The sequence below is a fragment of the Streptococcus mitis ATCC 6249 genome (genome assembly GCF_000146585.1).
In the GTDB taxonomy this organism is placed as follows: Bacteria; Bacillota; Bacilli; order Lactobacillales; family Streptococcaceae; genus Streptococcus; species Streptococcus mitis_AZ.
This window is the reverse complement of sequence record NZ_GL397179.1, coordinates 187,401-213,125: the sequence shown is the minus strand read 5'-3', so window position 1 is coordinate 213,125 and position 25,725 is coordinate 187,401. Positions and strand designations below refer to the sequence as shown.

Genomic DNA, 25,725 nt, shown 5'->3' with positions numbered 1-25,725 from the left:
TTCTCCTTTGAGTTAAAATTCGTTATAGATAAAGCCACCTTGCCCCTGTCCAAGGTAACTAAAAAAATAAAGCAAACCAAGCAAAATAACGAAATACAGAAATGTTTGAGCACAAAAAATATAAAATGTTCTCTTTTTTTTCATATTCTACTTCTTTTTTGTAAATTTTCAGAAAAGCTATGCAAATCAGCAATTACTATCTTATCTTCCTAACATTTTACCACTTTATCAACCTTTTTTTCAACTGTTTACCATAACTTAAAAGTTGGTTTTAGCTTATTTTAAGACAAGTTAAGATATTAATGTTTTGGCCATCAAAAAAGAGCCTGAGATTCCCATCTCAAACTCTGTTGCAAAAAGCTCTTTTATCTTAGAAAAGTGAAAATACTAGGACTGCCAAGGCTGCACCAATGATAGGTCCCACAACTGGAATCCAAGCATAAGACCAGTCCCCGTCTCCCTTATTTGAAATCGGAAGGATACTGTGCATGATACGAGGTCCAAGGTCACGAGCTGGGTTCAAGGCATAACCCGTTGTCCCACCTAGTGAAAGACCGATACCGACAATCAAGGTCCCCACTGCAAAGGTTCCTAATCCTGCCTGAAGGTCATAGAGACCCAAAGCAAAGATTGTCAATACCAAGACAAAAGTCCCAAGGATTTCACTAATCAAGTTTGACACAGTATCTTTGATAGCTGGTCCAGTGCTGAAAGTTGCTAGAATATTTCCTGCATTTTCTTCTGCCTCATAGTGCGGTTTGAATTGCAACCAAACTAAGATTTGAGCAAGCATCGCTCCAGCGAACTGAGCTAGGATATATGGGAATACTGAAGCCCAAGGCAGGTCACCTTTTAAGGCTACACCAAGCGTCACAGCTGGGTTTAAGTGTGCAGGACTGAGCTTGCCAGATACAAAGACGGCAACCGCAACGGCGATCCCCCATCCCATCGTGATGACGATCCATCCTGAATTGTTACTCTTGGTTTTAGGAAGAACCACACCTGCTACAACACCATTTCCTAGGAGGATAAGGATTAAAGTCCCCAAAAATTCTCCAAATAATTCTTTCATCATATCGTTGTCTCCATATAAAAGAAGGAGAGAGAAGGCAAGGAAAGCCCGCCTCCCTCTTTTCTAGTTTTTCTTAATTTTTTAATGCCGCTAGATCGTTGTTAGCAAGAGCTGCTTCAACATCCGCACGGTAGGCTGCTTTTTCTTCATCAGACCAGTCATAGAATCGTCCCATTTCATCCAGAACTGGCTCAACGATGCTATCCAAACTATCACGCATGAAGAGCATATGGTTGGTACGGCGAAGGAGGAAGTCAACTGGGCTCAGAGCCAACTCATTGCGCATTGCATAGTGAAGGGATAAGGTATCTGCCAAGCTGAGTCCTGGCGCTTGTTCCAAGCTGTGAGCAAGTGCAAAGACCTTCGGTGCATTTGAACCGTAAAGATTTGCAAGATAGTGGGCTTCCTTGCTATCCAATCCACGTGAAACTCCAAGTTGCGCAAAGGCTTCAATTTCTGAGTCCACATTTGCTGGATTCAATTCTCCGCCTGAAACTGGGTAAGTCTTAGAATTGATAAGTTTAAAGCTACGGTCAAATTCTGCTTTGAGGATATCAACCACGCGCTCCATAGCCCCTTCAGCCATCTTACGGTAGTCTGTGATTTTACCACCAGCAAGGGTCAAGAGGCCATTGTCATCACGGTCCAAGCTCGAACCACGTGAAACTGCAGATGGGTCCAAATGTTTCTCAGATGTGCTGCTTTCAAGCTTGCTGACAGCAGACTCAACATCTTCACGCGATTTTTCTTTCGATAGATAAGCCTCGACAGTCGCAATCAAGCTATTGAAGCTTTCGTCGCTAATGGTACCGTTATTTCCGCCGTTGTAGTCAGAAGCGCTATTGCCTGCGATCAATGGACGAAGACCAGCCCAGCTGCTTTCGATATCATCAATGGTGATGTTTGCTTCTGGGAAGCGGTTGTTGACAATGCCAAGTAGATAATCCACATCTTCCTGCGTCACTTTTGGATGTTCCAAATCACCTGTGTAGTCTGTATCGGTTGTACCAAAGTAAGTCTTGTTTTCACGTGGGAGGACAAAGACCATCCGGCCATCTCCCAAACCTGTATCAAAGTAAACCGGCTGTGAAACCTTGATCTTACTTGAATCCACTACCAAGTGAACTCCCTTAGTTGGACGCATTTGTGAGAATTGGGTTCCCTTATTGGACAAATTGCGTACCTTGTCACTCCAAGGACCTGTCGTATTGATAACCAGACGAGCCTTGATTTCAAAGACTTGGTCTGTCAAGAGATCACGAGCTACAACACCAGTAATCTTGCCACTTTCGTCAAAGAGGAAACCTTCTGCCTTAACGTGGTTGGCAATGAGGGCACCGTCTTGGTTGGCACGTTTAATGTTTTCAATCACGAGACGCGCATCGTTGTTACGGAAGTCAAGGTAAACTCCACCTCCTACCAAGCCTTCTTTCTTCAAGTTTGGCTGGCGTTCCAAGACTTCTTCTTTGCTCAAGACCTTGTTAGCAGCTGGCGTATTGCTAACACCTGCCAAAAGGTCGTACAAGTCCATGGCTACTTTGAGACGGAAGAGGCTAAAGGTTGCTCCATCTTCATCGTAAACTGGCAAGAGCATTGGATCTGGTTTTGGAATATGTGGAGCGATTTGTTGAACCACCGCACGTTCAGAAACTGTATCTGATACCACTTCTACGTCGAATTGTTTGAGGTAACGCAGACCTCCGTGGACCAATTTTGTTGATCGGCTGGATGTTCCTTCTGCGAAGTCCTGCATTTCAATCAAACCAGTGTCAAGACCACTGGCTGCAGCCTGCAAAGCTACACCAGCTCCTGTAATCCCTCCACCAATAATCAAGAGATCCAAGGTACGTTCCTGCATTTTTTTAATTGACAATTCACGTGTTTTCTTTGAAAATTCCATATTTACACACTTTCTAACTGAGTCGCTTTATTCTTTCAGTATTAGTCATCGATTTCCGCAAAAACTTGCGTTGCTTTCACAGCCTTCTTCCAGCCCTTATAGAGTTGTTCCTTGCGCGATTCGTTCATCGATGGCTCAAAGAGTTCTCCTGTCTCGTTCAAGAGTTTCAACTCATCCAAGTCCTTCCAGTAGCCCACTGACAATCCTGCCAGGAAGGCTGCACCGAGGGCAGTTGTTTCCAAGTTTTTAGCGCGTGCGATGTCGATTCCCAAGATATCAGCTTGGAACTGCATGAGGAAGTTGTTCATAGCAGCACCACCATCCACCTTCAAGACTTGGATAGCTGTCTGCGCATCCACTTGCATGGTGTCAATGATGTCACGTACTTGATAAGCGATAGATTGCAAAGTCGCCTTGATAAAGTCTTCTTTAGTTGTTCCACGAGTCAAGCCAAAGACAGATCCTCGAGCGTTTTGGTTCCAGTATGGTGCCCCTAGTCCTGTAAAGGCAGGAACGACATAGACTTCGTCATTGTTGTGAGAATTGAGAGCATATTTTTCAGACTCTGGTGAGTTTTCCACCATGCGAAGACCATCACGAAGCCATTGAATGGCACTTCCAGCGATGAAGATAGAACCTTCCAAAGCATAGTAAACCTTGCCGTTAATACCATAACCAATCGTTGTCAAGAGGTTGTTTTCAGACAACTGCATCTCTTCACCAGTGTTCATGATGATGAAGGAACCAGTTCCGTAAGTATTCTTAACCATGCCAGGCTCAAAAGCCAACTGACCAAAGAGGGCTGCTTGTTGGTCACCAGCCATACCAGAGATTGGTACTTCTCCGCCGTAGAAATGGAATGGAGCAGTCTTGCCATAGATTTCAGAGTTAGAACGAACTTCTGGAAGCATAGCCTTAGGAATGTTGAGGATTTCTAAAATCTCATCATCCCATTTAAGATCCTTGATGTTATAGAGCATGGTACGAGCTGCGTTTGAGTAGTCGGTCACGTGAGCTGCGCCGTCAGTCAATTTCCAAACCAGCCAAGTATCAATGGTACCAAAGAGCAATTCACCCTTTTCAGCTCTCTCTTGAGCACCTTCTACATGGTCCAAGATCCAGCGAACCTTGGTAGCAGAGAAGTAAGCGTCAATGATCAAACCAGTCTTTTCATGGAATTTTTCCACATAACCTTGACTTTTCAGTTGTTCAGCCAGAGGGGCAGTTTGGCGTGATTGCCAAACGATAGCATTGTAGATAGGGAGCCCTGTTTTCTTATCCCAGACGACAGTAGTTTCACGTTGGTTAGTAATTCCGATTGCCTCGATTTGGTTTGGTTTGACTCCGCTTTCGATGAAGGCACCAGCTATAACGGACTGAACCGAGTTCCAAATTTCATTGGCATTGTGCTCAACCCAACCTGCTTGAGGGAAAATCTGAGTGAACTCTTTTTGACTAGAGCTGACCTTTTCTCCTTTTTTGTTAAAAATGATGGCGCGAGAACTAGTAGTTCCTTGGTCAATAGCCATGATGTATTTTTCTTGTGACATGTGCTGTCCTCCTGATAAAATCTTGAGGGGGTTCCTCTTTACAGTAACTAGTATACAAAATAAAGCGCTTTCTTGTTTATCAATTTTTTTAAAATTTTAAAAAAATGTGAGGAGATTGTGCGAATTTCACAAAAAAGACCTGAAAAATCAGGTCTTTTAGGCAAAGAGCATCTGACGGATCGTAGCTAAATCTTCGATGTCCAAATCATTTTTCAAATAGTAGATAGGTGTTTGTTCTTTCTTATGGATGGGGTTGTTGGTAATCAACAAATCATAATGTCGACTGGGATCATAGGCCTCAATAGTAATGAAACGATTGTATTCCAAATACCGTTTCAAAATGGCAGCCATCCTAGAAAAGACAAGGAAACCAGATGTCAAATCCAAACCAATCCTCATATGTTGGCCACCATTTTCTGCCATATACTCTATCAACTGGAGCCATTCCCAGATAATTTTCTTATCCAAATCCGTTCCCTGATGAAAGGCAGGCAAGATATGAAAAATTCTCTTTGCAGTCCCTTTAAAATCATGTTCCATCAGCAAATAGGGATGGCGATTCTCTGTCTGGTATCTGTACTGATCTTGTAAAATATAGCCCTTGTATAGATAAACTTGACCACAGAGCTGGCTGAGTTCATAGGTGACATGGTCCTCTGTGTAGTCCCCTAGTAACTCCTCTTTCTTCATCTCTTGAATCAATTGCGTCAGCAAATCGGCTAACTGCCCTCCAAAACCAAGGATATACTCCATAGTATGAAGGGGCAAAATACGATGGGAAAGGAGAAATGAAAAGAATACCATCATCTCACCATCCTCAGTTCCTAGAGGGATATGTTGGCCAGCAAAAAAGGACGGAGCCTTTCTCAGCAAACGAAGGTAGAAAATATTATCAAAATACCCCTGCATTTTTTCTTCTATGACTTGAAACTGACAGGCGTTAACCCGAAGGCGCTGTTGACTGATGTGAGCCCAGAGAACCAAGTCCAGTTTCTGACCTGAAGACAAGCTGGCACCGCAGATTTCTTCTAGAGTAGCAATATCCTTCTTTCTCTCCGCTTTCTGCATATGACTTTCCCACTCCTGACTGGACCAGACCTTGCGGAAAAGGCAGAAATAAAAGTAACGAATCTGATGCTCTGGACCTCGCCAACGGCCATTTTGGATCGATAAGTCAAACTCTGACAAAATCTGATTTAGACTAGCTAAGTGGCGACCAAGCGTGGCCTCGCTAATCATCAATTCTTGAGCCAACTGATGAGCTAGAAACTGTTGGTGATAGAGAAGGTAAACCAAAATTTGGTACTTAATGGCATTGTCTAGAAACAAGCTCCGAATCTCTCTTCCCTTGGTATCTGCACCAATCGACAAGCGCAGATTTTCATCTTCCAAGTGGATGGTCAGCTCTAGTCCTCTTTCCCAGGCATTTTCGTTAATCAGAGAAATGTACTTGGTTAGGGTCGCCTTTGAAAAACCTGTTTCTTCCATGGCTTCCTTGACTGTTGTCTGCGAATCTTGTAATAGAAAGGAAAGGACTAAAAATTGGCCAGATTCGGCTTTTTCCATCAAATCACCTAAATACATTTGTTACCCCTTTCATTTTCTCCTTCAAGAATAGCATAAATCTTAGAAATGCGGAAATAATCTGTTTCTCATTTTATTTTAAAGCCGATTTCCTCGTCCTTATTCCACAGAAACAGCAAACACACGACTCCCCCTTTGGGCATTTTTATGCTAAAATAGTAGCTATGGATAAAATTATTAAAACTATATCAGAAAGTGGTTCTTTTCGTGCTTTCGTCCTTGATAGCACCGAAACCGTCCGCACTGCTCAAGAAAAACATCAAACTCAAGCCAGTTCAACTGTCGCACTTGGTCGAACTCTTATCGCTAGCCAAATTCTCGCAGCCAATGAAAAAGGAAATACCAAGCTAACGGTTAAAGTTCTTGGAACCAGCTCTCTCGGTGCCATCATCACGGTCGCAGATACTAAGGGAAATGTCAAAGGCTATGTGCAAAATCCCGGTGTAGATATCAAAAAGACTGCAACTGGTGAAGTCCTTGTCGGACCTTTTGTCGGCAATGGTCAATTTCTCGTTATCACAGACTACGGTACTGGAAATCCCTACAACTCCATGACTCCTCTCATCTCTGGGGAAATCGGTGAAGACTTGGCCTATTACCTGACTGAAAGCCAACAAACTCCTTCAGCAGTCGGCCTCAATGTTCTTTTAGACAAAGACGACAAGGTCGAAGTTGCTGGTGGTTTTCTTCTCCAAGTATTGCCAGGAGCAAAGGAAGAGGAGATTGCTCGCTTTGAGAAACGCATCCAAGAAATGCCAGCCATCTCAACTCTTCTGGAAAGCGATGACCATATCGAAGCCCTCCTCAAGGCCATCTATGGTGACGAATCCTACAAACGCCTATCTGAAGAAGAAATTCGTTTCCAATGTGACTGTAGCCATGAACGCTTTATGAACGCTCTTGCCAGCCTTCCAACTTCAGACCTTGAAGAAATGAAAGAGGAAGACCACGGGGCAGAAATCACTTGTCAATTCTGCCAAACTACTTACAACTTTGATGAAAACGACCTGGAGGAACTCATTCGTGACAAATCTTAATACACCTTTTATGATTGGCAATGTTGAGATTCCCAATCGTACCGTTTTAGCACCCATGGCTGGTGTCACCAACTCAGCCTTTCGTACTATCGCAAAAGAGCTTGGTGCAGGACTTGTTGTCATGGAAATGGTCTCTGACAAGGGAATCCAATACAACAATGAAAAAACCCTGCACATGCTTCATATCGATGAAGGCGAAAATCCGGTTTCTATCCAACTTTTTGGTAGTGATGAAGACAGTCTCGCTCGCGCAGCAGAATTCATCCAAGAAAATACTAAAACCGATATCGTCGATATCAACATGGGCTGCCCAGTTAACAAAATCGTGAAGAATGAAGCTGGTGCTATGTGGCTCAAGGACCCAGACAAGATCTACTCTATCATCAACAAGGTCCAATCTGTCCTTGATATCCCCCTCACTGTCAAAATGCGCACTGGCTGGTCTGATCCATCCCTAGCCGTGGAGAATGCCCTCGCAGCTGAGGCTGCTGGTGTCTCTGCCCTCGCCATGCACGGCCGTACCCGCGAACAAATGTATACTGGCCACGCTGACCTTGAGACCTTGCACGACGTAGCCCAAGCCCTGACAAAGATTCCATTTATCGCCAACGGTGACATCCGTACGGTCCAAGAAGCCAAACAGCGTATCGAAGAAGTCGGGGCTGACGCTGTTATGATTGGCCGTGCAGCCATGGGAAATCCCTACCTCTTCAATCAGATCAATCACTACTTTGAAACAGGAGAAATTCTCCCTGACTTGACATTTGAAGACAAGATGAAAATTGCCTACGAACATTTGAAACGCTTGATTAACCTCAAAGGGGAAAACGTAGCCGTTCGTGAATTCCGCGGCCTCGCTCCTCACTACCTCCGGGGAACATCTGGCGCTGCCAAACTTCGTGGAGCCATTTCCCAAGCTAGCACCCTGGCAGAGATTGAAGCTCTATTGCAATTAGATAAAGCTTAATACACAAAAAACCGTAACTCGCTTGAGTTTACGGTTTTTTTATCCTAGGAAATCCTAGATACTATTATTGAATCAAGGCAACGCTCGAAACTTTACCATCCGCACCTGTTGTAATTTGGATGATTTTTCCGCCACCGATTTTGGCATTATACTTACCATCATCAAGAGTGTAAGAGTAGCCTCTGATAGAATAGTTTTCTTTCTTTCCATCTGCAGTTTCTACTGTAAATTGGCCTCCTGATGAAACTGTAATAGTTTCGCCATTCGCTCCCTTCCAGTTGCCTGCAGCTGCTGAGAAGTCACCATCGACCATGGTTAAAACACCCTTGTAGCGTTTGTTATGTTCTGCTTGCTTGTCTTGAAGTTTGCGGTCAGTTGTTGGATCATAGCCTGACTGGTTAGACTGGGCTTGAGAACCTTGCTGAGTTGAAGGTGCCTGAGATGGGGCTTGTTGACTAGGAGCTGCTTGTTCTTGTCTTGATTCAGGTGCTGGTTTCGCTTGTGACTGATCTGCCGTTGTAGAAGACTGACCAGAAGATGCCTGATCCTTTTCAGATGAAGCTGAGCTTGAAGATTTTTGAGTCTTGCTTTCTTTGCTAGAAGAAGCTGCTTTGGAACTTGATGATTGACTTGTCTTGGCAGAGCTGCTGGTTTGAGTGGTTTCGTTTTTATTTCCACAAGCTCCTAGTAGCAAGGTAGAAGCCAATACAGTCGCTGCCATCAATTTGATATAGGTTTTCTTTTTCATTTTTCTACTCCTTTGTAACATTTTTGAAATGTTAAGAAATCTTTTTGTAATATAATTGTAACATTGGACTTTGAATCTGTCAACTATTTAGAGAAACTATTTTAAAAATTATTCTCTCTATTATCTCTATTCGTAATCGAAACGAAAAAATAGAAAAATTTCCTAGATTAGAGTCCTATTTTTTTACATCCTACTTTTATAGTCGCTTGCGTTGTTCTAAAATAAAAACAGTTGCAACAGCAAAGTAACTTAATAAGGGCAAACAAAGAGGTCGGGACAAAGTTCCCGACCTCTTTATTTCAATCGATAGGTTTTTCTTGGTTTCTTTTTAGGAACTCGTTTGAGTCCGACTTCTTCTACATATTCGCCGTATTTTACGAGAAAGTTATTGCTGACGATTGGGCGACCTGGGTTGATGAGATTGACTAGTTCAGTTCCTTCGTAGACAGTGAACTCCTCTTCCAGCAGATAAAGGAAGGTCGGATTCCAGTCAAGTCGACCTTGGATTCGTTTGATGGATTCTTGGATAATGGCATAATGGTCAAAGGCGAAGGCTTGCTCCTCCAGCTCGACTCCATCTAGGTAGCATTTGCCTGTCTGAAAATCGACATCTACAAAAACCACATCCTTGGCATCGTCACCTGCCTGAACGAGGTCTAAGGCACAACTAGGTAGGTACACTAAGTGGGCAATGGTCACCGTCCAGCCCCGTGGATCACGACCGGGGGTCGATACGGTCATCAATTGCTCGATTTTTTCCAAAGGAAGATCGAGATTGACTTCTTCTCTCACCTCGCGCTGACAGGCATGCGCAGCATCCTCTCCTTTGTCCATAAAGCCTCCAACCAGAGCCAAACAGTTTTGATAAGGGTGGGCTTTGCGACGGATCAGTAAGAGCTTGATCTTTCCTTCGACAAAGCAGTAAGCCACCATATCTACTGTCACACTTGGATTTTCATATTGAGGGAGTTCCTGCTTGTAGTACCAATCCAAAAACTCCTCCTGACTGGCATGGATTTCAAAATATTCTTTTTCCGTCATCCCTGTTGAAATCTTCGTATCTACCATTTTAAGCCTCCTTTCGAACTGCCTTGGTCCATTGGTACCATCCCACTAGACTATTGAGTGTGTAAACCCAGTACATCCCTTGGATGTGGATATTTTCACCCCACCAGAGGTAGATACTAAAGAGATTGGTGGCAATCCAGAAAATCCATTGCTCACGGTAGAGACGTGTCATCAAGAGCTGACCAACACCATTGGTCGCATCGGTAACACTATCACGGAAAGGGCGAGCACTATTGATACTTTGGTAAGCCAAGCCCATACCAATCCAGATAATGGCGGTCAAGGCTAAGTACTTGAGCCAGTCAAGAACAGATAATTTCTTAGCTTCAAAGTGGGATTCTTCTGGTTTTTCCTGTTCATTGATACGATTGGACAACCAAGCATAGAGACCAATCGGCTGCATGACAAAGAAGTAAACGGTCGTCAAGACTTCGCCATAAAAAGTCGCATTCATGGCCAAAATCAAATAGATAGCCGAGTTAATGGCCCCAAAGAGATAATTGCTTGCACGCCCTTCTGCTACCAAGATAACACAGACAATCCCAGTCCAAGATGCAAACAAGCTCAACCAGTCATGGCTTTCTGCATTTTGCGTGAACTCTAAGATCAAGGGAACACTTGACAAGGCGATGAGATACAACCACTGAAAAAGACTACGGCCGACAAAGAGATCTTTCCATAGCAAGCGCATAATTCCTGCAAAACCGATCTTGCGGGCTTCTGCATGGACATTTTTAAAGTTTTCGATAAATTGTGTGATTTTTTTAGTTACTGTTTTCATCATTTTCTCCTAATCTGCTTGGTAAATGGCATCGATAGCCACTTTTGCTGCTTCATAATTTCCTAGATAATCCTCAGCTAGATAAACTAAAGGAATGGTGGTTAAATATCGCTCTCTCATCTGGTCCAAATGCTGGGAAAAACTGTGACGAATATGGTCTTCCGCCATGGTCATATCTCTAAACCCGTCATTGACATAGGAGCCGACAGGTTGCACAAAGAGAATCAAGTCCCATTTTTCCTTAGCCAAGATCGAAACAAAAAGATTGTCAAAGGTTTCTCCTGATAAATCCTCTTGATCCCCAGCCTCCATGTAATAATCATAGTAGCCCTTGGTTACTAAGGAGTTGGTGTCAGCTATCACTAGGCCTCGATTGGCATTACTGTCAATTAACTTAGAGGTCTGGTCATACTGCCCTAAAAGAAGATAGTAGTAATCCTTTGGAGTCAATTCATCGTCGCGGACATTGTTTTTGATCTGGTACTCACGTGCGTATTCCAGGCTGACCGGCGCATCGTAATACCTTGCCAAATCCTTGGCCAGAGTGGTCTTCCCATTGCTGGCACTTCCCATAATCAACACTTTCTTTGTAAACTGACGACGGAAGGGTTGAGCGATATATTTCCAATATTTGCTTGGATTTTCTCGAATCATAGTCGCTGAGATACCAAACTTTCTTTCTTGCAAGACGGTGCCAAATTCACGTTTAGCTAGTTCTTGCTGGTATTCTTCTTCTCCCACAAAAAAGATCAGTTCTTGCTGGGCTTCATCGTAGGAAATCTCCAATAACATCTGATCCAACCACTCCTGCCAGCCCATAGGGTAACGGGGAAGATTGGTCTCATCCAGCTTGCAGACAGAGGTCAACTCATCGTCACGAAAAGCCTCTCTGATATAGCGAAATCTTTTTTGAAGAGTTAAGCCTATCTGCTCCCCTCGGTCTCCCTCATAGCCTGAAACGACTACCCAGACCTGATCACACTGGCGCTTCGCTCTCTGGATCAGGTCGATATGCCCTTGATGGAGAGGAGCAAAGGTCCCAAATACCACTGCTGTTTTCTTTTTCATACATACTCACCTTTTTATAATTTTCTATATTTTTATATGTTTTTATTATATCTTATATTTTTGTTTTGTCAATAGTTTTTTATTATTTTTTATAAAAAGTAGCAAAAAAGAATCAGGATTGCTCCTGATTCTCCATTCTTAAGCAATATCAAATTTTAATTGACCTGCTTTGACACCAATCTTGAGAGTCTTGCCTGCCACTAATTCTCCCTTAAGAAGAAGTTCTGCCAACTTGTCTTCCACTTCTGTTTGGAGGGTTCTGCGAAGTGGACGGGCTCCCATTTCTGGATTGTAACCTTGACTAGCTAGTAACTTCAACGCTGAAGCTTGCAGTTTCAAGTCGATGCCTTTCTCTGCTAGGCTAGCAATCAATGGTTTCACCATAATCTTGACAATTTCCTGCATATGTTCGCTATCTAAGCTATGGAAGACCACCTTTTCATCAATACGGTTGATAAACTCTGGTCGATAAGTTTTTTTCAGCTCTTCAAAGATGCGTTTTTCCATATTTTCCTGGTCAAAACGAATGTCTTTCGCGCCAAAGCCGACCGTCTTGTCATCACGAAGGGCTGTCGCACCAAGGTTTGACGTCATGATGATAATGGTATTTGAAAAGTCAACCTTACGACCCTTGCTGTCTGTCAAGACACCGTCGTCCAAAACCTGCAAGAGGACATTAAAGATGTCTGGGTGGGCCTTTTCTACCTCGTCAAAGAGCAGAACGGAGTAAGGTTTGTTGCGAACCTTCTCGGTCAACTCCCCACCTTCTTCATAGCCTACATAGCCCGGAGGAGCTCCATTGAGACGGCTAGCTGCGAATTTCTCCATATACTCACTCATATCAAAGCGGATAAGGGCTGATTCGTCATCAAAGAGGACTTCTGCCAGAGCCTTTGCCAATTCGGTCTTACCGACACCCGTTGGTCCTAGGAACATAAAGGAACCAATCGGACGCTTATGACTGCGAATCCCTGACTGATTGCGGCGAATCGCACGACTAATGCTTGAAACAGCTTGATCTTGACCGATGACACGTTTGTGCAGTTCTGCTTCAAGGTTAAGGTACTTCTTAGCATCCGTTTGCGTCAGTTTTTGGACTGGAATCCCTGACAAGCGACTTAAAGTAGTCAGGATTTCAGTCTCTGTCACCAAGTCTTTATAGACAGGCAATTCTTGTTCTTTTGCGATTAGCTGGCCTGCTTGTTTCCACTTGCCATCCATCAAGGCCTTGTCAGCTGGACTCAAGTCGGATTCGTCTGCTTTCACCTGCTTGGATTTGTTTTGCACTGTTGCTGCTGCTTCATCCAATAGATCGATAGCAGAGTCTGGCAAGTGACGACTGGTCAAGTAACGATGCGCCATCTTAACAGCTGTTTCAACAGCTTCATCTGTGATTTGCACACGGTGGTGTTTCTCATAGGTAGCTTTCAAACCTTGCAAAATGGTTATACTATCTGCCATACTAGGCTCTTCAATCGTCACTTTGGCAAACCGACGAGAAAGAGCTGCGTCTTTTTCGATGTGTTTTTGGTATTCTTCCTGAGTGGTGGCCCCAACCGTTCTCAAAGTTCCACGAGCCAAGGCTGGCTTCAAGATATTGGCTGCATCCAGAGTCGAATCAATACCGCTACCAGAACCCATGATGGTGTGGAGTTCATCGATAAAGAGGATCACTTTGCCATCTTCCTCGATATCCTTGATGATGTTGTTCATACGCTCTTCAAAATCTCCACGGAAACGTGTTCCTGCAACGACATTCATCAAATCAAGCTCTAGAACGCGCATCTTAGCCATTTCAGCTGGTACATTCCCACTAGCAATACGCTGGGCAAGGCCAAGGGCCAGAGCTGTTTTCCCGACACCAGCATCTCCAACCAAGACAGGATTGTTCTTGGTCTTTCGACTCAAAATCTGAATCATACGCGAGATTTCCTTGTCTCGACCGATAACTGGTTCTAACTTGCCAGAGCGCGCTTGCTCCGTCAGGTCATGCGTGTAGTCCTCTAGACCGCCACTTTGAGCTTGAGGCATGCCCATCATATTGGCCATGGAATTTTGCTTGTCAGTTACTGTGCGATGACGTTGACGCAAAGCCTTAAGATCTTCTCTTGTCCATCCTGCACGCTCTTCTAGATTGCGACGAAGAGCAGCAATTCTGACCTGATCTTTCTGGTCTTCATAAGAGAAGCCTGCTCTCTCCAAGATGCGAGTTGCCAAGGCATTGCCATCATGCAAAATCGCATAGAGGACATGCTCTGTACCTAGCACCTTTGCATGGACCACTGAGGCCACATACTCTGCTTCTGCAAAGAGAACCTCCAAACGATGGGAAAAGGGCAATTCCGTAAAGGTTTCGTCTTGGCTATAGTCCGTTTCAGTCAGTTCCAACGCAACCTCTTCTAAACGATCCATTTCATAAGGATAATCATTTAGAGTCGCACCGGCCACACTATAACTGTGATTGGACATGGCAATCAACAAATGCCATGACTCTAGGTAACGGGCACCAAAATGGCTCGCAACCATGTAGGCACTTTCGATACATTCATTCAATGCTTTTGAATAGTTCATCTTACTTCTCTTTTCTATCTACCTCTTGTAATAGCTGTCGGAGCATATTGGCACGGACAACTGAGGATTCTTCTCCTAGAACACGATCTGTTGCTACTGAAGTCAGTAAGGTCATTTCCTGCTTGGTCATCAAGTCCTGCTCCACCAAAAGCTGGAGAATATCTTCATAAATCTCCTGACTAACTCGCTCACCAATCGAGTAAAGCAAATCGCGGAGCATCTCATGATGATTGGAAAACTCAATCCGTCCGATGCGAATGTAGCCTCCGCCACCACGCTTGCTCTCAACCAAGTAACCTCTGCTTTCAGTAAAACGGGTCTTGATGACATAGTTGATCTGACTTGGCACAACCTGAAAGGTATCTGCCAACTGACTCCGCTGCAGTTCCACAATACCAGACTGGTCTAAAATCGCCTTGATGTAGGCTTCGATATGATCTGATGTATTTTTAAATCTCATAGTAAATCAAACTCCTTCTTTGAACCTTGACCATCTTTGACTATTATACCGAAATTTTTGATTTTTTTAAAGGAAAAGGGAGCAAGTTGCGAAGATTATTATAAAATATCCAAAAACAAAAAGATGGGACCGTAAAACGGTCACCATCATTTTGCTTTATTCAAAGTTAAGATTAGTCAACTTTTTTAGCACGGTATACAAGTCCTGCCAAAGCTGCAAGAACTAGACCAAGAATAGTAGAGAATGCTGTAAAGTCTGCTCCACCAGTGTTTGGCAAATCTTTCTTAGGTTGTTCACCCTTAGGACCTTCCTTAGGTTCTTCTTTTTTCGGTTCAGTATACGTGTTAGTGAAGGTTGGGTTGTTACCTGTAACTGTTGTTACAAGTTGGCCTGTACCGTTGTCAACCACTTCAACTGTCACTTCATGTTTAGCAGTATCGTATGTCACATTTTCTTCCTTACTATCTACTTCAGTAATAGTGTAAGTGTGCTTACCTGCTTCGTTGTACTTAATAGCTTTGAAAGTAACAGTACCGTCTGCAGCGTTTGTAGCTGTCTCAACGACTTTATCACCTTCTTTAAGTTCAAACTTAAATTGACCTTCTACAAGCTTTTTATCACCTTTCAAGACTTTCTTAGCTGTGAAAGTTACTTGTGTTGAAGATGCAACATAAGTGTTGGTGAAGGTTGGGTTGTTGTCAGTTACAGTCGCAACAAGTTTGCCTGCACCGTTATCTGTAACGTTTACTGTTACATTGTGAGTAGATTTATCGTATGTCACACCTGCTTCGCTACCTGCTTTTTCTGAGATAGTGTAAGTGTGGCTACCTGCTTCTTTGTACTCAATACCTGCGAAAGCAACTGTACCGTCTGCAGCGTTTGTAGCTGTTCCGATTACTTTGTCACCTTCTTTAAGTTCAAACTCATATTTACCGGCTTCAAGAGCTTTACCAGTCAAGACTTTAGTAGCCGTGATGTTTACAGTTGTTGAAGCTGCTTTATAAGTGTTGGTGAAGGTTGGGTTGTTACCTGTAACAGCTGCCTCAAGTTGGCCTGTACCATTATCTGTAACTGCTACCTTAACTTCGTGTTTAGCAGTATCGTATGTCACACCTGCTTCGCTACCTGCTTTTTCAGTGATAGTGTAAGTGTGGTTACCTGCTGCTGCGTATTCGATAGCTTCGAAAGTCACAGTTCCGTCTGCGGCGTTTTTAGCTGTCGCAACGACTTTGTCACCTTCTTTAAGTTCAAACTCGTATTTATCAGCTTCTAGAGCTTTACCAGTCAAGACTTTAGTAGCCGTGATAGTAGCTTTTGCTGAAGCTGCTTTATAAGTGTTGGTGAAGGTTGGGTTGTTACCTGTAACAGTAGCAACAAGTTGGCCTTGCCCGTTATCTGTAACGTTTACTGTCACTTCATGTTTAGCAGTGTCGTATGTCACACCTGCTTCGCTACCTGCTTTTTCAGTGATAGTGTATGTGTGGTTGCCTGCTGCTGCGTACTTGATATCTTCGAAAGTAACAGTACCGTCGGCAGCGTTTTTAGCTGTCGCAACGACTTCGTCACCTTCTTTAAGTTCGAATTCGTATTTACCAGCTTCAAGGGCCTTACCATCCAAGACTTTAGTAGCTGTGATAGTAGCTTTTGCTGAAGCTGCTTTATAAGTGTTGGTGAAAGTTGGGTTGTTACCTGTAACAGCCGCCTCAAGTTGACCTTGACCGTTATCTGTAACGTTTACTGTCACTTCGTGTGTAGCAGTGTCGTATGTCACACCACCTTCGCTACCTGCTTTTTCAGTGATAGTGTAAGTGTGGTCACCTGCTACTGCGTATTCAATAGCTTCGAAAGTTACAGTACCGTCGGCAGCGTTTTTAGCTGTCGCAACGACTTTGTCACCTTCTTTAAGTTCAAACTCGTATTTATCAGCTTCAAGAGCTTTACCATTCAAGGCTTTCTTAGCTGTGATAGTAGCTTTTGCTGAAGCTGCTTTATAAGTGTTGGTGAAGGTTGGATTGTTACCTGTAACAGCCGCAACAAGTTGGCCTTGACCGTTATCTGTAACTGCTACCTTAACTTCGTGTTTAGCAGTGTCGTATGTCACACCTCCTTCACTACCTGCTTTTTCAGAGATAGTGTAAGTGTGGTTTTCTACTGCTGCGTACTCAATGTCTTTGAAAGTCACAGTACCGTCGGCAGCGTTTGTAGCTGTGTCAACGACTTTGTCACCTTCTTTAAGTTCGAATTCATATTTACCAGCTTCAAGGGCCTTACCATTCAAGACTTTCTTAGCTGTGATAGTAGCTTTTGCTGAAGCTGCTTTATAAGTGTTGGTGAAAGTTGGGTTGTTACCTGTAACAGCCGCAACAAGTTGACCTTGACCGTTATCTGTAACGTTTACTGTCACTTCATGTGTAGCAGTGTCGTATGTCACACCTCCTTCGCTACCTGCTTTTTCAGAGATAGTGTAAGTGTGGTCGCCTGCTTCTTTGTATTCGATTTCCTTGAAAGTAACAGTTCCGTCTGCAGCGTTTTTAGCTGTTGCAACGACTTTGTCACCTTCTTTAAGCTCGAATTCGTATTTATCAGCTTCTAGAGCTTTACCATCCAAGACTTTCTTAGCTGTGATTGTTGCACTTGTTTTAGCTGCTTTATAAGTGTTGGTGAAAGTTGGGTTGTTACCTGTAACAGCCGCAACAAGTTGTCCTTGGCCGTTATCTGTAACTTTTACCTTAACTTCGTGTTTAGCAGTATCGTATGTCACACCTTTTTCACTACCTGCTTTTTCAGTGATAGTGTAAGTGTAATCACCTGCTGTTTCGAACTCAATTTCTTTGAAAGTAACGGTGCCGTCTGCAGCGTTTTTAGCTGTCGCAACGACTTCTTCACCTTTTTTAAGTTCGAATTCGTATTTATCTGCTTCAAGCGCTTTACCGTTCAAGACTTTAGTAGCTGTGATAGTTTCTTTAGCTGGTTTAGCTTTATAAGTGTTGGTGAAAGTAAGGTTGTCAGCACCTGTTGCAGTTGCAACGAGTTGACCTTGGCCGTTATCTTTAACGACTACTGTTACTTCATAAGCATTTGGATCGTATTCAACTCCGGCTACATCACCTGCTTTTTCAGTGATAGTGAATGTACGAGTTTCTTCTTTTGTGAACGTAAGTTCTGGGAATTGAATCTTACCTTTTGCATCGTTTGAAACAGTGTGGAGAACTGTTCCGTTTTCTTTCAACTCAAATTCAAATTGGCCAGCTTCAATAGCTTTACCGTTCAAGACTTTCTTAGCTTCAAGTTGAAGTTTTGCTTCTTTAGCAGCGTATGTGTTTGTAAATTCTTTCTTAGAATCTTTATATTTAACGCTGGCAATCTTTTGACCATACACGTTTGCTACAGTAACTTCTGCTTCAAGTACTGAATCATCGTATGTATAGCCTGGTTTGTTGTCATTTACTTCTTTAATTTGGTATTTGAATGTACCTTCATTAGAGAATTTAACTGCTGGGAATTTAACTTTTCCTTCAGAATCGTTCTTAGCTTCTTTGATAGTTCCATCTGGAGCAATCAATTGGAAAGTAAATGCATCTGCCTCAAGAGTTTTTCCTTCAAGTTTTTTCTTAACTTGGAATTCAACCTCATCAGACTTCGCACCTGAACCGATACCTTCTGTAGTTGTCAAAGGAGCAAATCCATGAACATCAAATGTTTCTTGATCTGTTGTCGCTTTAACATCGTTAAATGCTTTTTTAGTTGCATTGTCAACTGGAGCAGTTAGACGAGTTTTATATAGGATATAGAGACCTTGTCCGTCCATTGTACCATCACCATTTGGAGTGATTGTAAAGTGATTTCCATCAACAACGTTGACATGGGCAGCTTCTAGTCTTGGACGAGCTTCAGCTTTGTTCCACTCAGTAAAGTAGTAACCAGTAATTTCACTTGCAAGAACTTGTCCTTCTGGAATCGTATCTTCGAGTTTAACCCCTGTGTAAGATTTTGCATAGCGGTTAACACGGATACGCCAGTTTACATAGTTAGGATCGTCTGAGTCTTGAACTCCCCATTTAGTAAATCCAGTTGGGTCATCATCTGGGACGATACGAGTCAAAGTATAAACTTGGTCACCTGGGATATCAATTTGATAAGGAGTGTTTAATTTAACACTGTCTGCCCAAACGACTGTAAACAGGGCAGTAATCTCCTTGTTCTCTGACAAATTAGCAAAGTAAGCAGCATTTGTCACTTTGACAGTAGCTGTGTTATCTGCTCTACTAGTTGTCAATTCAGCAATAGTTGTTTGCCCATCTGGTGCTTTCAATTCCGTAACAGAATCTTTTTCAATCTTAAATTCTTTCGGAACATGATACACCATGTAATCCCCGTCTTTGAGGGTTACTTCGTTGGGGAAACTATAAGTTGGTTGAAGATAGAATTTACCTTCCCCGTACTTAGCGCCATCAACAAGTTTGTTATTGTTGATTTTTGAAACAGTTTTCATTGTGTAACTGCTTGCTGGTAGTTCCTCCGCTTGAACAACAGTGCTAACTTTGAGCGCAGGTAGAAAAACTGACACTACTAGTAGCAAGGCCATCAAGCCATGAAAGAGTTTGCTAGTTCTCTTTTTCACCACATTATCCTCCTTATTGTCTATAATGGTTCAATTATATTATACAGGTCTATAACAGAATGTCAACTATAATGTGCTAATTTTTATATTAACTTATCAGATAGATGGATAAGTCAACCAATCCCGCGTCCGCATAGGCTTTGAAATAATTAAATCCAAGCAGGATTCTTGCTTGGATTTAATATATAATATTGTTCTAAGGATCTAAGTATTTAATCCCAATTCCGCTAAGATTTGACGTTTATAGGCAATCTTTTGGACTTCCTTGTCTTCACTCTGGGACCAATCTAGTTTAACTTCAGAGACGATCTGCCCAGGGCGATTTTTCAAGATATAGATGCGGTCGCTGAGACTGAGGGCCTCCTCGATACTATGCGTGATGATCAAGGTCGTTAGCTGCAACTGCTTATGAATCTCCAGATACCAAGCGTGGAGTTCCATCTTAGTCATCTCATCCAAAGCGCTAAAAGCCTCGTCAAGAAGAAAGAGCTTGTGGCCAAAAAGATAGGTCCGGAGCAAGGCTACACGCTGACGCATCCCTCCACTGAGTTCGTGAGGATACTTGTCCCGTACAGCTGTCAACTGGAAGGTCGCAAGGATATCATCCGCTCGGGCAACGGCTTCCGCCTTATTCACCTTTTGAATCAAGAGGGGCAGAATGATATTGCCAAGCACCGTCTTGTGCTCCAAGAGGAGATCCTTTTGCAACATATAACTCACGCGCCCCTTGGGATTCTCCTCGCCATCAAGGACAATTCTTCCCGACTGGACTTCTAAAATTCCTGCAATCAGATTAAAGAGGGTGGTCTTTCCAACACCACTTGGACCTAGGATAGAAACCACTTCACCCGAAGTCACCTGCAGGTTGATATCCTCTAAAATCTTTTCATCGCCATAGGCATAACTTACATGTTCAAGTCTAATTTCTGTCATTATTTTACAAATTCATTAGTGAAGCCTTTGTCTGTCAAGTCTTCTTTAAGGATACCATTTTCTTTGTCCCATTTGTAGAAGGCATTCCAGCGAGCTGCGTCAAATTGACCCCATTTTTCCTTGTCGCTTGCGTATTCTTTTGACAAGTATTTTTGAGATTCGATGACAAAGTCACGTTTTTCCTTAAGTTCAGGGGCATTCTTGATAAGAATATCCGCAGCTTCTTCTGGATGTTCCATAGCATATTGGTAGCCTTTTTTGATGGCTTGGATAACTTTACGAGCTTCTTCTTTGTTGTCTTTGAGGTAGTCGTTGTTTGCGATGATAACGGGTGAGTAGTAGTCAAACTCCTTGACATAGTCTTTCAAATACATGAAGTTAGCATCTACGCCTTGAGATTTGGCAAGGATACCATCCCAACCGTAGTAAATCCAAGCGGTGTCAAAAACGCCATTGGCAATCGGTGTAATGGAGTTTGAGTCGTTGTTTGGTACTTTTTCGACCTTCTCAAAGTCTCCACCTTGTGATTCTACCAAGGTTTTCAACATAGCAAGTTCAGTGGGGTCATTCCAAGTACCGTATTTCTTACCAACCAAGTCCTTTGGACTGCTGACATTGTCAGATTTACGAGAGATGATTCCTGATGTATTATGTTCTACGATAGCAGCAACGGCAGTGATTCCTGCTCCTTTTTCCAATTTTTTAGCCATGTAGTCTTGGAAATAGATAGCAAATGGTGCCTTGCCATTGATCACCAAGTCAGATGAGCTTTCTTCAGGTGGCAATTTCAAGTCAACATCCACTCCAGCTTCTTTGAAATATCCTTTTTCCTTGGCCACATAAAGTCCGGTGTGGTTGGTGTTTGGTGTCCAGTCTAGGATAAAGTCAATCTTCTTGAGTTCTGCTTCTTTATTGTCCTTAGAAGCAGTCCCTTGACCACAAGCCACCAGCACGACAGCTACAAGAGCTGTCACAAGCGTTAAAAACACTTTCCATGTTTTCTTCATTTTCATTTCCTCTTTTCTTTTTCTAAAACGCTCTATTTAAGTACGTTTCCATTTAATCACATATTTTTCACTAACATCGACCAACTTCATACCGAGAAGGCTGATAATCGACACCAGAATAATAATGGCAAACATGGTATCATACTGAAACAGTTTCTTGGACTGAATCATGTAGACACCTAGTCCTTCAAAGCCTCCCAACCACTCAGATACCACTGTTGTGATAAAGGCGTAGGAGACACTGACCCTCAGACCTGCATAAAAGTAAGGCAGACTGACAGGGATTTTAAAATGCCAAAGGATTTGCCAAGGCTTGGCTCGCATCAGACTAAACAAGGTCAGCATATCCTTGTCACAATGCCTAAATCCATCCAAAATACTAACGATGATAGGGAAGGTTGTCGTCAGGATAATCAAGACAATCTTGGGCAAAATCCCATAACCTAGCCACAAGACTAAAATTGGGGCTATGGCAATGGTCGGAATGGTCTGAACAACCACCATCATAGGGTAGATAAGATCATTGAGCCAAGTTAGACTATCCATAAGCACCGCCATGAGACAAGCAATCAAGACTCCTAAAACCAGCCCCAGCAAAGCCACTCTCAAGGTCGCCCAGCTATGGTGCCAGAGAAATTCTCTGTCACGAGCAAAGGACTGGAGGATCTCAAGAGGGGTTGGCAGGATAAACTTGGGTAAAAGTTTGAAGATTCCCGCTAACTGCCAGATTGACAAGACTCCTAGAAAACCAAATAGACTAATGTGACGTCTCAGTATACTTTTCAAGTTTCTCATCGATGCTTAAAATCTCTCCTACATTTATTTTGACATTGGCAAAGACATTATCTGCCTCCTGCCCTGCCACTTCTAGCGCTTCTTGGAGAATACGCATGAGCTCATCAAACTCTCCTTCCAAGACCGTTTCAAAGGGTGTCACCACCATGGTCACAGATTGAGCTTGCAGATAGGTAATAACCTGATCGATAATAGCAATTCGATCACCCCCCTGCGATAGGGGCAAGACTTGCAAGGCAATGCTTGCTTTCATAAAAACCTCCTTTTCTCAGGTTTCCTTTTGACAAAAAGAAAACCCCTTCCATATATGGAAAAGGTGCAGAATTCGGCTAAGTATCGTTCCCTACGCTGGCATTACCCAGATCAGGTGCGGTCGAAGTTTAACACTTCCTCTCAGACTGTACACAGACTCCCATATCTTATATGGAAATATAGTAACGCAAATACAAGGAAAAGTCAAGGAAACTGCTTACAGAAAACCATGAAAAAGAGTTTGAAGGCAAATGCTTCAAACTCTTTCATAACTTTCTTATTTAGCCTCGTACCAGGTTGCTCCTTCATTCTCATCAGCAATGAGTGGAACACTGAGTTGGATGGCTTCTTCCATGGTTTGTTTCACTAGAACTTTAACGGCTGCTAGTTCTGATTTCGGAACTTCAAGGACGATTTCATCATGCACTTGCAAGAGCATCTTGGTCTGATAGCCACCTTCAACTAGAGCTTTGTCTAGCTGAATCATAGCAATCTTGAGAATATCTGCTGCAGATCCCTGGATAGGAGAGTTGATGGCTGTCCGCTCCGCAAAACCACGAATGTTAAAGTTGCGCGAATTGATATCTGGCAACTCACGACGACGTTTGAAGAGGGTCTCCACATAGCCCTTATCACGCGCTTCACGCACCACTTCATCCATGTAGTTTTTAATGCCCGGGAAGCGTTCAAAGTAGGTATCAATGTAGGCTTTGGCTTCCTTACGGCTGATGCCCAGATTATTAGACAAACCAAAGTCTGAAATCCCGTAAACCACTCCAAAGTTTACAGCCTTGGCATTACGACGGTCGTTTGGAGTCACATCCTCAGGGCGTTCAATTCCAAAGACCCGCATGGCCGTCGAGGTATGGATATCTGCTCCCTCTTGAAAGGCCTTAATCAAGTGCTCATCTTTAGAGATATGTGCCAAGACGCGCAACTCAATCTGTGAATAATCCGAGCTAAGAAGAACACTATCCTCCCATTCAGGTACGAAAGCCTTACGAATGAGACGGCCTTGTTCCAAGCGAACAGGGATATTTTGCAAGTTTGGATCCACACTAGACAGACGTCCGGTCTGAGTCAAATCTTGCACGTAGCGCGTGTGGATCTTGCCATCATCCAAAATCCAGTCCTGCAAACCAACCACATAGGTGGATTGGATCTTAGCAATCTGACGGTAATCTAGGATTTTTTTAACAATCGGAGCAATAGGAGCCAGTCGCTCTAGCACATCCACGGCTGTCGAGTAACCTGTCTTGGTTTTCTTGGTGTATTCTAGAGGCAGACCGAGTTTTTCAAAGAGAAGCACGCCCAACTGCTTGGGTGAGTTGATATTAAACTCCTCACCAGCCAGTTCATAAATCTCCTGAGTTAGCTTTTCAATGACAAGCTCATTTTCAGCCTGCATCTCAAGCAGGGTTTCTTTTTTGACCTTGATTCCAGCAATTTCCATCTTGGCAAGGACAAAAGCCAAAGGTTGCTCCATGTCATAGAGAAGGTCTAATTGCCCATGTTCACCGAGTTTTTCAAGTAAAACAGGCTCTGTTTCAACTAAAACAGCAACCTTGCGAGCCAAATGCTCCAAGAATTTCTCTCTCTCAGGGATAGCTTTCTTGACACCCTTACCGTAAAAAGTCTCATCATCAGCCAGATAAGTCTGGCCATAGAGATTCGCAATGGTTGAAATTTCATTGTTCTCGACTGTTGAGAGTAAGTATTTTGCCAAGCGACTGTCAAAAGCAGGGGCCTGCAGGTTCAAGCCCAAGCGATTTAAAAGAACCTTCGCTTTCTTAAAGTCATACACTTTCAGAGATGTTTTTTCTAAAAATTCCTTGAGGATCGGATCCTGCAAGAGCTCAAGTTTGTCTGTGGCGTAAAGTTTATCCCCACAGGACCAGGCAAAACCAACCAAATCATCTGTATGGTAGTTTTCCCCAAAGAGTTCAAAGTGGAAGATAGAGTCGGCACTCAGCATGTCTTGACTAACGTGGTCAACGATGGCGAAATCCAAACTTTCAGGCGCATCCGTTGACGAAATATTTAAAGCTTGTTTGAGCTGTTTGAAGCCCATCTCATCGTAGAATTTCCCGAGATTTTCCACATCTGGGCCATTATAGACCAAATCATCAAGGCCAATCTCAATCGGTGCCTGAGTCTCAATGGTCGCTAGTAATTTCGATAAAAAGGCCTGTTCCTTGTCTATGATGAGATTTTCCTTCATCTTAGAAGCCTTCATCCCATCGATATTTTCATAAATACCCTCAAGCGAACCATGTTCCAGCAAGAGCTTGATACCCGTCTTTTCACCGATTTTCGTGACACCAGGGATATTATCAGACTTATCCCCCATGAGGGCCTTAAGATCAATGAACTGAGCTGGCGTGAGGCCCATCTTTTCCATGAGATAGTCCGGCGTAAAGGCCTCAAACTCAGCCACACCTTTCTTGGAAATCTCAACCACCGTATGCTCATCCGTCAACTGGATCAAATCCTTATCTCCGCTGACGATTGTCACATCAAAAGAATCTTTCTCAGCCAAACGGCCTAGAGTCCCGATGATATCATCCGCTTCATACTGGGCCAACTCATAATGGCGAATCCCAAGATGGTCTAACAACTCACGAATGAAGGGAAATTGCTCACGAAACTCATCTGGAGTTTTAGCTCGGCCACCCTTGTAGTCTGAATACATCTCTGTTCGGAAAGTCGTCTTACCTGCATCAAAGGCTACCAAAACATGGCTGGGCTCAACCCGCTCTAAGACATGATTCAACATGAGTTGAAAGCCATAGATTGCATTGGTATGAAGGCCATTAGCATTTTTAAAACGATCTAACTGCTGATAGAGCGCAAAAAAAGCTCGAAAAGCAACAGAAGATCCATCAATTAATAATAATTTTTTCTTGTCCATACACCCATTATAAAGGAAAGCAAGGAAAAATACCATCGGAAAGAGCTGAAAAACTTGGACTTATCCCTATTTCACCATAAAAAAGAAAAGGACTATTCAAATCCTTTTCTTTTATTGATTTCATGCGATTTATTTGTTCAATTTTCTCTTTGCAAATGGTAGCAAACCAAGAAGGAGACCAACAAATCCTAGTGATGCGACTGCTGAAGCATCTTTACTTCCTGTATTTGGAAGGAGTTGCTCATCTGTTGCTGCAGGCGCTTTGTAGGTACGATCTTGTTCTGTTCCAAGAGTAGGGTTTGTAGCCAAAGGAGCTACACTACCAGTGTATTCTGGAACTTCATTTACTGCAGGTTCAATCTTTTCAGCATAGGCTGGAATAGTAGCCACTGCCGGAGCA

Annotated in this window: 20 protein-coding genes and 1 riboswitch; of the genes, 2 read left to right on the top strand and 18 right to left on the bottom strand. The window is 43.1% G+C overall.

All coding sequences use genetic code 11. The features are described from left to right. Window positions 1-12: 12 nt before the first annotated feature. The 5 genes from HMPREF8571_RS03040 to HMPREF8571_RS03020 all read right to left on the bottom strand — a co-directional run bounded on the left by HMPREF8571_RS03040 (window position 13) and on the right by HMPREF8571_RS03020 (window position 6,106). Complete coding sequence (locus HMPREF8571_RS03040) at window positions 13-144, bottom strand: teichoic acid D-Ala incorporation-associated protein DltX (RefSeq protein ID WP_000730286.1); 132 nt, start codon at window positions 142-144, stop codon at window positions 13-15. A 226-nt stretch (window positions 145-370) separates the two neighbouring features. Beyond that, window positions 371-1,075: an MIP/aquaporin family protein gene (locus HMPREF8571_RS03035; protein WP_000975176.1), complete on the bottom strand. Its 705-nt coding sequence runs from the start codon at window positions 1,073-1,075 to the stop codon at window positions 371-373. Between the two features lie 70 nt (window positions 1,076-1,145). Then, entirely contained in the window at window positions 1,146-2,972 is a 1,827-nt protein-coding gene (gene glpO / locus HMPREF8571_RS03030) for a type 1 glycerol-3-phosphate oxidase (protein WP_000395893.1), read from the bottom strand. A 41-nt stretch (window positions 2,973-3,013) separates the two neighbouring features. Beyond that, window positions 3,014-4,522, bottom strand: coding sequence for a glycerol kinase GlpK (gene glpK / locus HMPREF8571_RS03025; protein WP_000076770.1), 1,509 nt, complete (start codon window positions 4,520-4,522; stop codon window positions 3,014-3,016). Window positions 4,523-4,678: 156 nt separating this feature from the next. Continuing rightward, window positions 4,679-6,106 (bottom strand): helix-turn-helix domain-containing protein, encoded by a 1,428-nt coding sequence (locus HMPREF8571_RS03020; RefSeq protein ID WP_000280558.1) that lies wholly within the window; start codon window positions 6,104-6,106, stop codon window positions 4,679-4,681. A gap of 164 nt (window positions 6,107-6,270) precedes the next feature. Between HMPREF8571_RS03020 and hslO the strand changes: the two genes are divergently transcribed. Both hslO and dusB read left to right on the top strand, forming a co-directional pair. Then, the gene (hslO, locus tag HMPREF8571_RS0101830) at window positions 6,271-7,143 is read left to right on the top strand and encodes an Hsp33 family molecular chaperone HslO (protein WP_000357871.1); all 873 of its coding nucleotides are present in this window, start codon (window positions 6,271-6,273) and stop codon (window positions 7,141-7,143) included. Beyond that, window positions 7,130-8,110 (top strand): tRNA dihydrouridine synthase DusB, encoded by a 981-nt coding sequence (gene dusB / locus HMPREF8571_RS03015; RefSeq protein WP_000183315.1) that lies wholly within the window; start codon window positions 7,130-7,132, stop codon window positions 8,108-8,110. Before hslO ends, dusB begins: the two co-directional genes overlap by 14 nt. Before the next feature lie 64 nt (window positions 8,111-8,174). Here the strand turns inward: dusB and HMPREF8571_RS03010 are convergent, their stop codons facing one another. From HMPREF8571_RS03010 to HMPREF8571_RS02950, 13 genes are all read right to left on the bottom strand, one after another. Further along, on the bottom strand, window positions 8,175-8,858 hold the full coding sequence (locus HMPREF8571_RS03010; protein WP_000730910.1) for a hypothetical protein: 684 nt from the start codon (window positions 8,856-8,858) through the stop codon (window positions 8,175-8,177). A gap of 294 nt (window positions 8,859-9,152) precedes the next feature. Continuing rightward, window positions 9,153-9,926: an NUDIX domain-containing protein gene (locus HMPREF8571_RS03005; protein WP_000228623.1), complete on the bottom strand. Its 774-nt coding sequence runs from the start codon at window positions 9,924-9,926 to the stop codon at window positions 9,153-9,155. Window position 9,927: 1 nt separating this feature from the next. After that, entirely contained in the window at window positions 9,928-10,707 is a 780-nt protein-coding gene (gene pnuC / locus HMPREF8571_RS03000; RefSeq protein WP_000860149.1) for a nicotinamide riboside transporter PnuC, read from the bottom strand. 9 nt (window positions 10,708-10,716) lie between these two features. Next, entirely contained in the window at window positions 10,717-11,775 is a 1,059-nt protein-coding gene (locus HMPREF8571_RS02995) for an AAA family ATPase (RefSeq protein ID WP_000730562.1), read from the bottom strand. A 138-nt stretch (window positions 11,776-11,913) separates the two neighbouring features. Next, window positions 11,914-14,346: an ATP-dependent Clp protease ATP-binding subunit gene (locus HMPREF8571_RS02990; protein WP_001109731.1), complete on the bottom strand. Its 2,433-nt coding sequence runs from the start codon at window positions 14,344-14,346 to the stop codon at window positions 11,914-11,916. Between the two features lies 1 nt (window position 14,347). Continuing rightward, window positions 14,348-14,806: a CtsR family transcriptional regulator gene (locus HMPREF8571_RS02985; RefSeq protein ID WP_001211258.1), complete on the bottom strand. Its 459-nt coding sequence runs from the start codon at window positions 14,804-14,806 to the stop codon at window positions 14,348-14,350. Between the two features lie 172 nt (window positions 14,807-14,978). Beyond that, on the bottom strand, window positions 14,979-19,427 hold the full coding sequence (locus HMPREF8571_RS11465) for a Spy0128 family protein (RefSeq protein ID WP_303742775.1): 4,449 nt from the start codon (window positions 19,425-19,427) through the stop codon (window positions 14,979-14,981). 204 nt (window positions 19,428-19,631) lie between these two features. Next, a complete protein-coding gene (locus tag HMPREF8571_RS02975) occupies window positions 19,632-20,360 on the bottom strand; it encodes an ABC transporter ATP-binding protein (RefSeq protein ID WP_000136207.1) in 729 nt (242 codons plus the stop codon). Then, window positions 20,360-21,367 carry an ABC transporter substrate-binding protein gene (locus HMPREF8571_RS02970; RefSeq protein WP_000754537.1) on the bottom strand — a complete coding sequence of 336 codons (1,008 nt, stop codon included), beginning with the start codon at window positions 21,365-21,367 and terminating at the stop codon, window positions 20,360-20,362. The genes HMPREF8571_RS02975 and HMPREF8571_RS02970 overlap by 1 nt, the downstream gene beginning before the upstream one ends. A gap of 36 nt (window positions 21,368-21,403) precedes the next feature. Beyond that, window positions 21,404-22,162 carry an ABC transporter permease gene (locus tag HMPREF8571_RS02965; protein ID WP_001245119.1) on the bottom strand — a complete coding sequence of 253 codons (759 nt, stop codon included), beginning with the start codon at window positions 22,160-22,162 and terminating at the stop codon, window positions 21,404-21,406. Beyond that, window positions 22,125-22,415, bottom strand: a complete 291-nt coding sequence (locus tag HMPREF8571_RS02960) for a thiamine-binding protein (RefSeq protein WP_000647668.1) — start codon at window positions 22,413-22,415, stop codon at window positions 22,125-22,127. The genes HMPREF8571_RS02965 and HMPREF8571_RS02960 overlap by 38 nt, the downstream gene beginning before the upstream one ends. 70 nt (window positions 22,416-22,485) lie before the next feature. Then, a riboswitch (TPP riboswitch) is annotated at window positions 22,486-22,588 on the bottom strand. 103 nt (window positions 22,589-22,691) lie between these two features. After that, entirely contained in the window at window positions 22,692-25,325 is a 2,634-nt protein-coding gene (gene polA / locus HMPREF8571_RS02955) for a DNA polymerase I (protein ID WP_000358448.1), read from the bottom strand. 129 nt (window positions 25,326-25,454) lie between these two features. Next, window positions 25,455-25,725, bottom strand: a 271-nt coding sequence (locus tag HMPREF8571_RS02950; RefSeq protein ID WP_004239660.1) for an LPXTG cell wall anchor domain-containing protein, incomplete at its 5' end; no start/stop codon positions are given.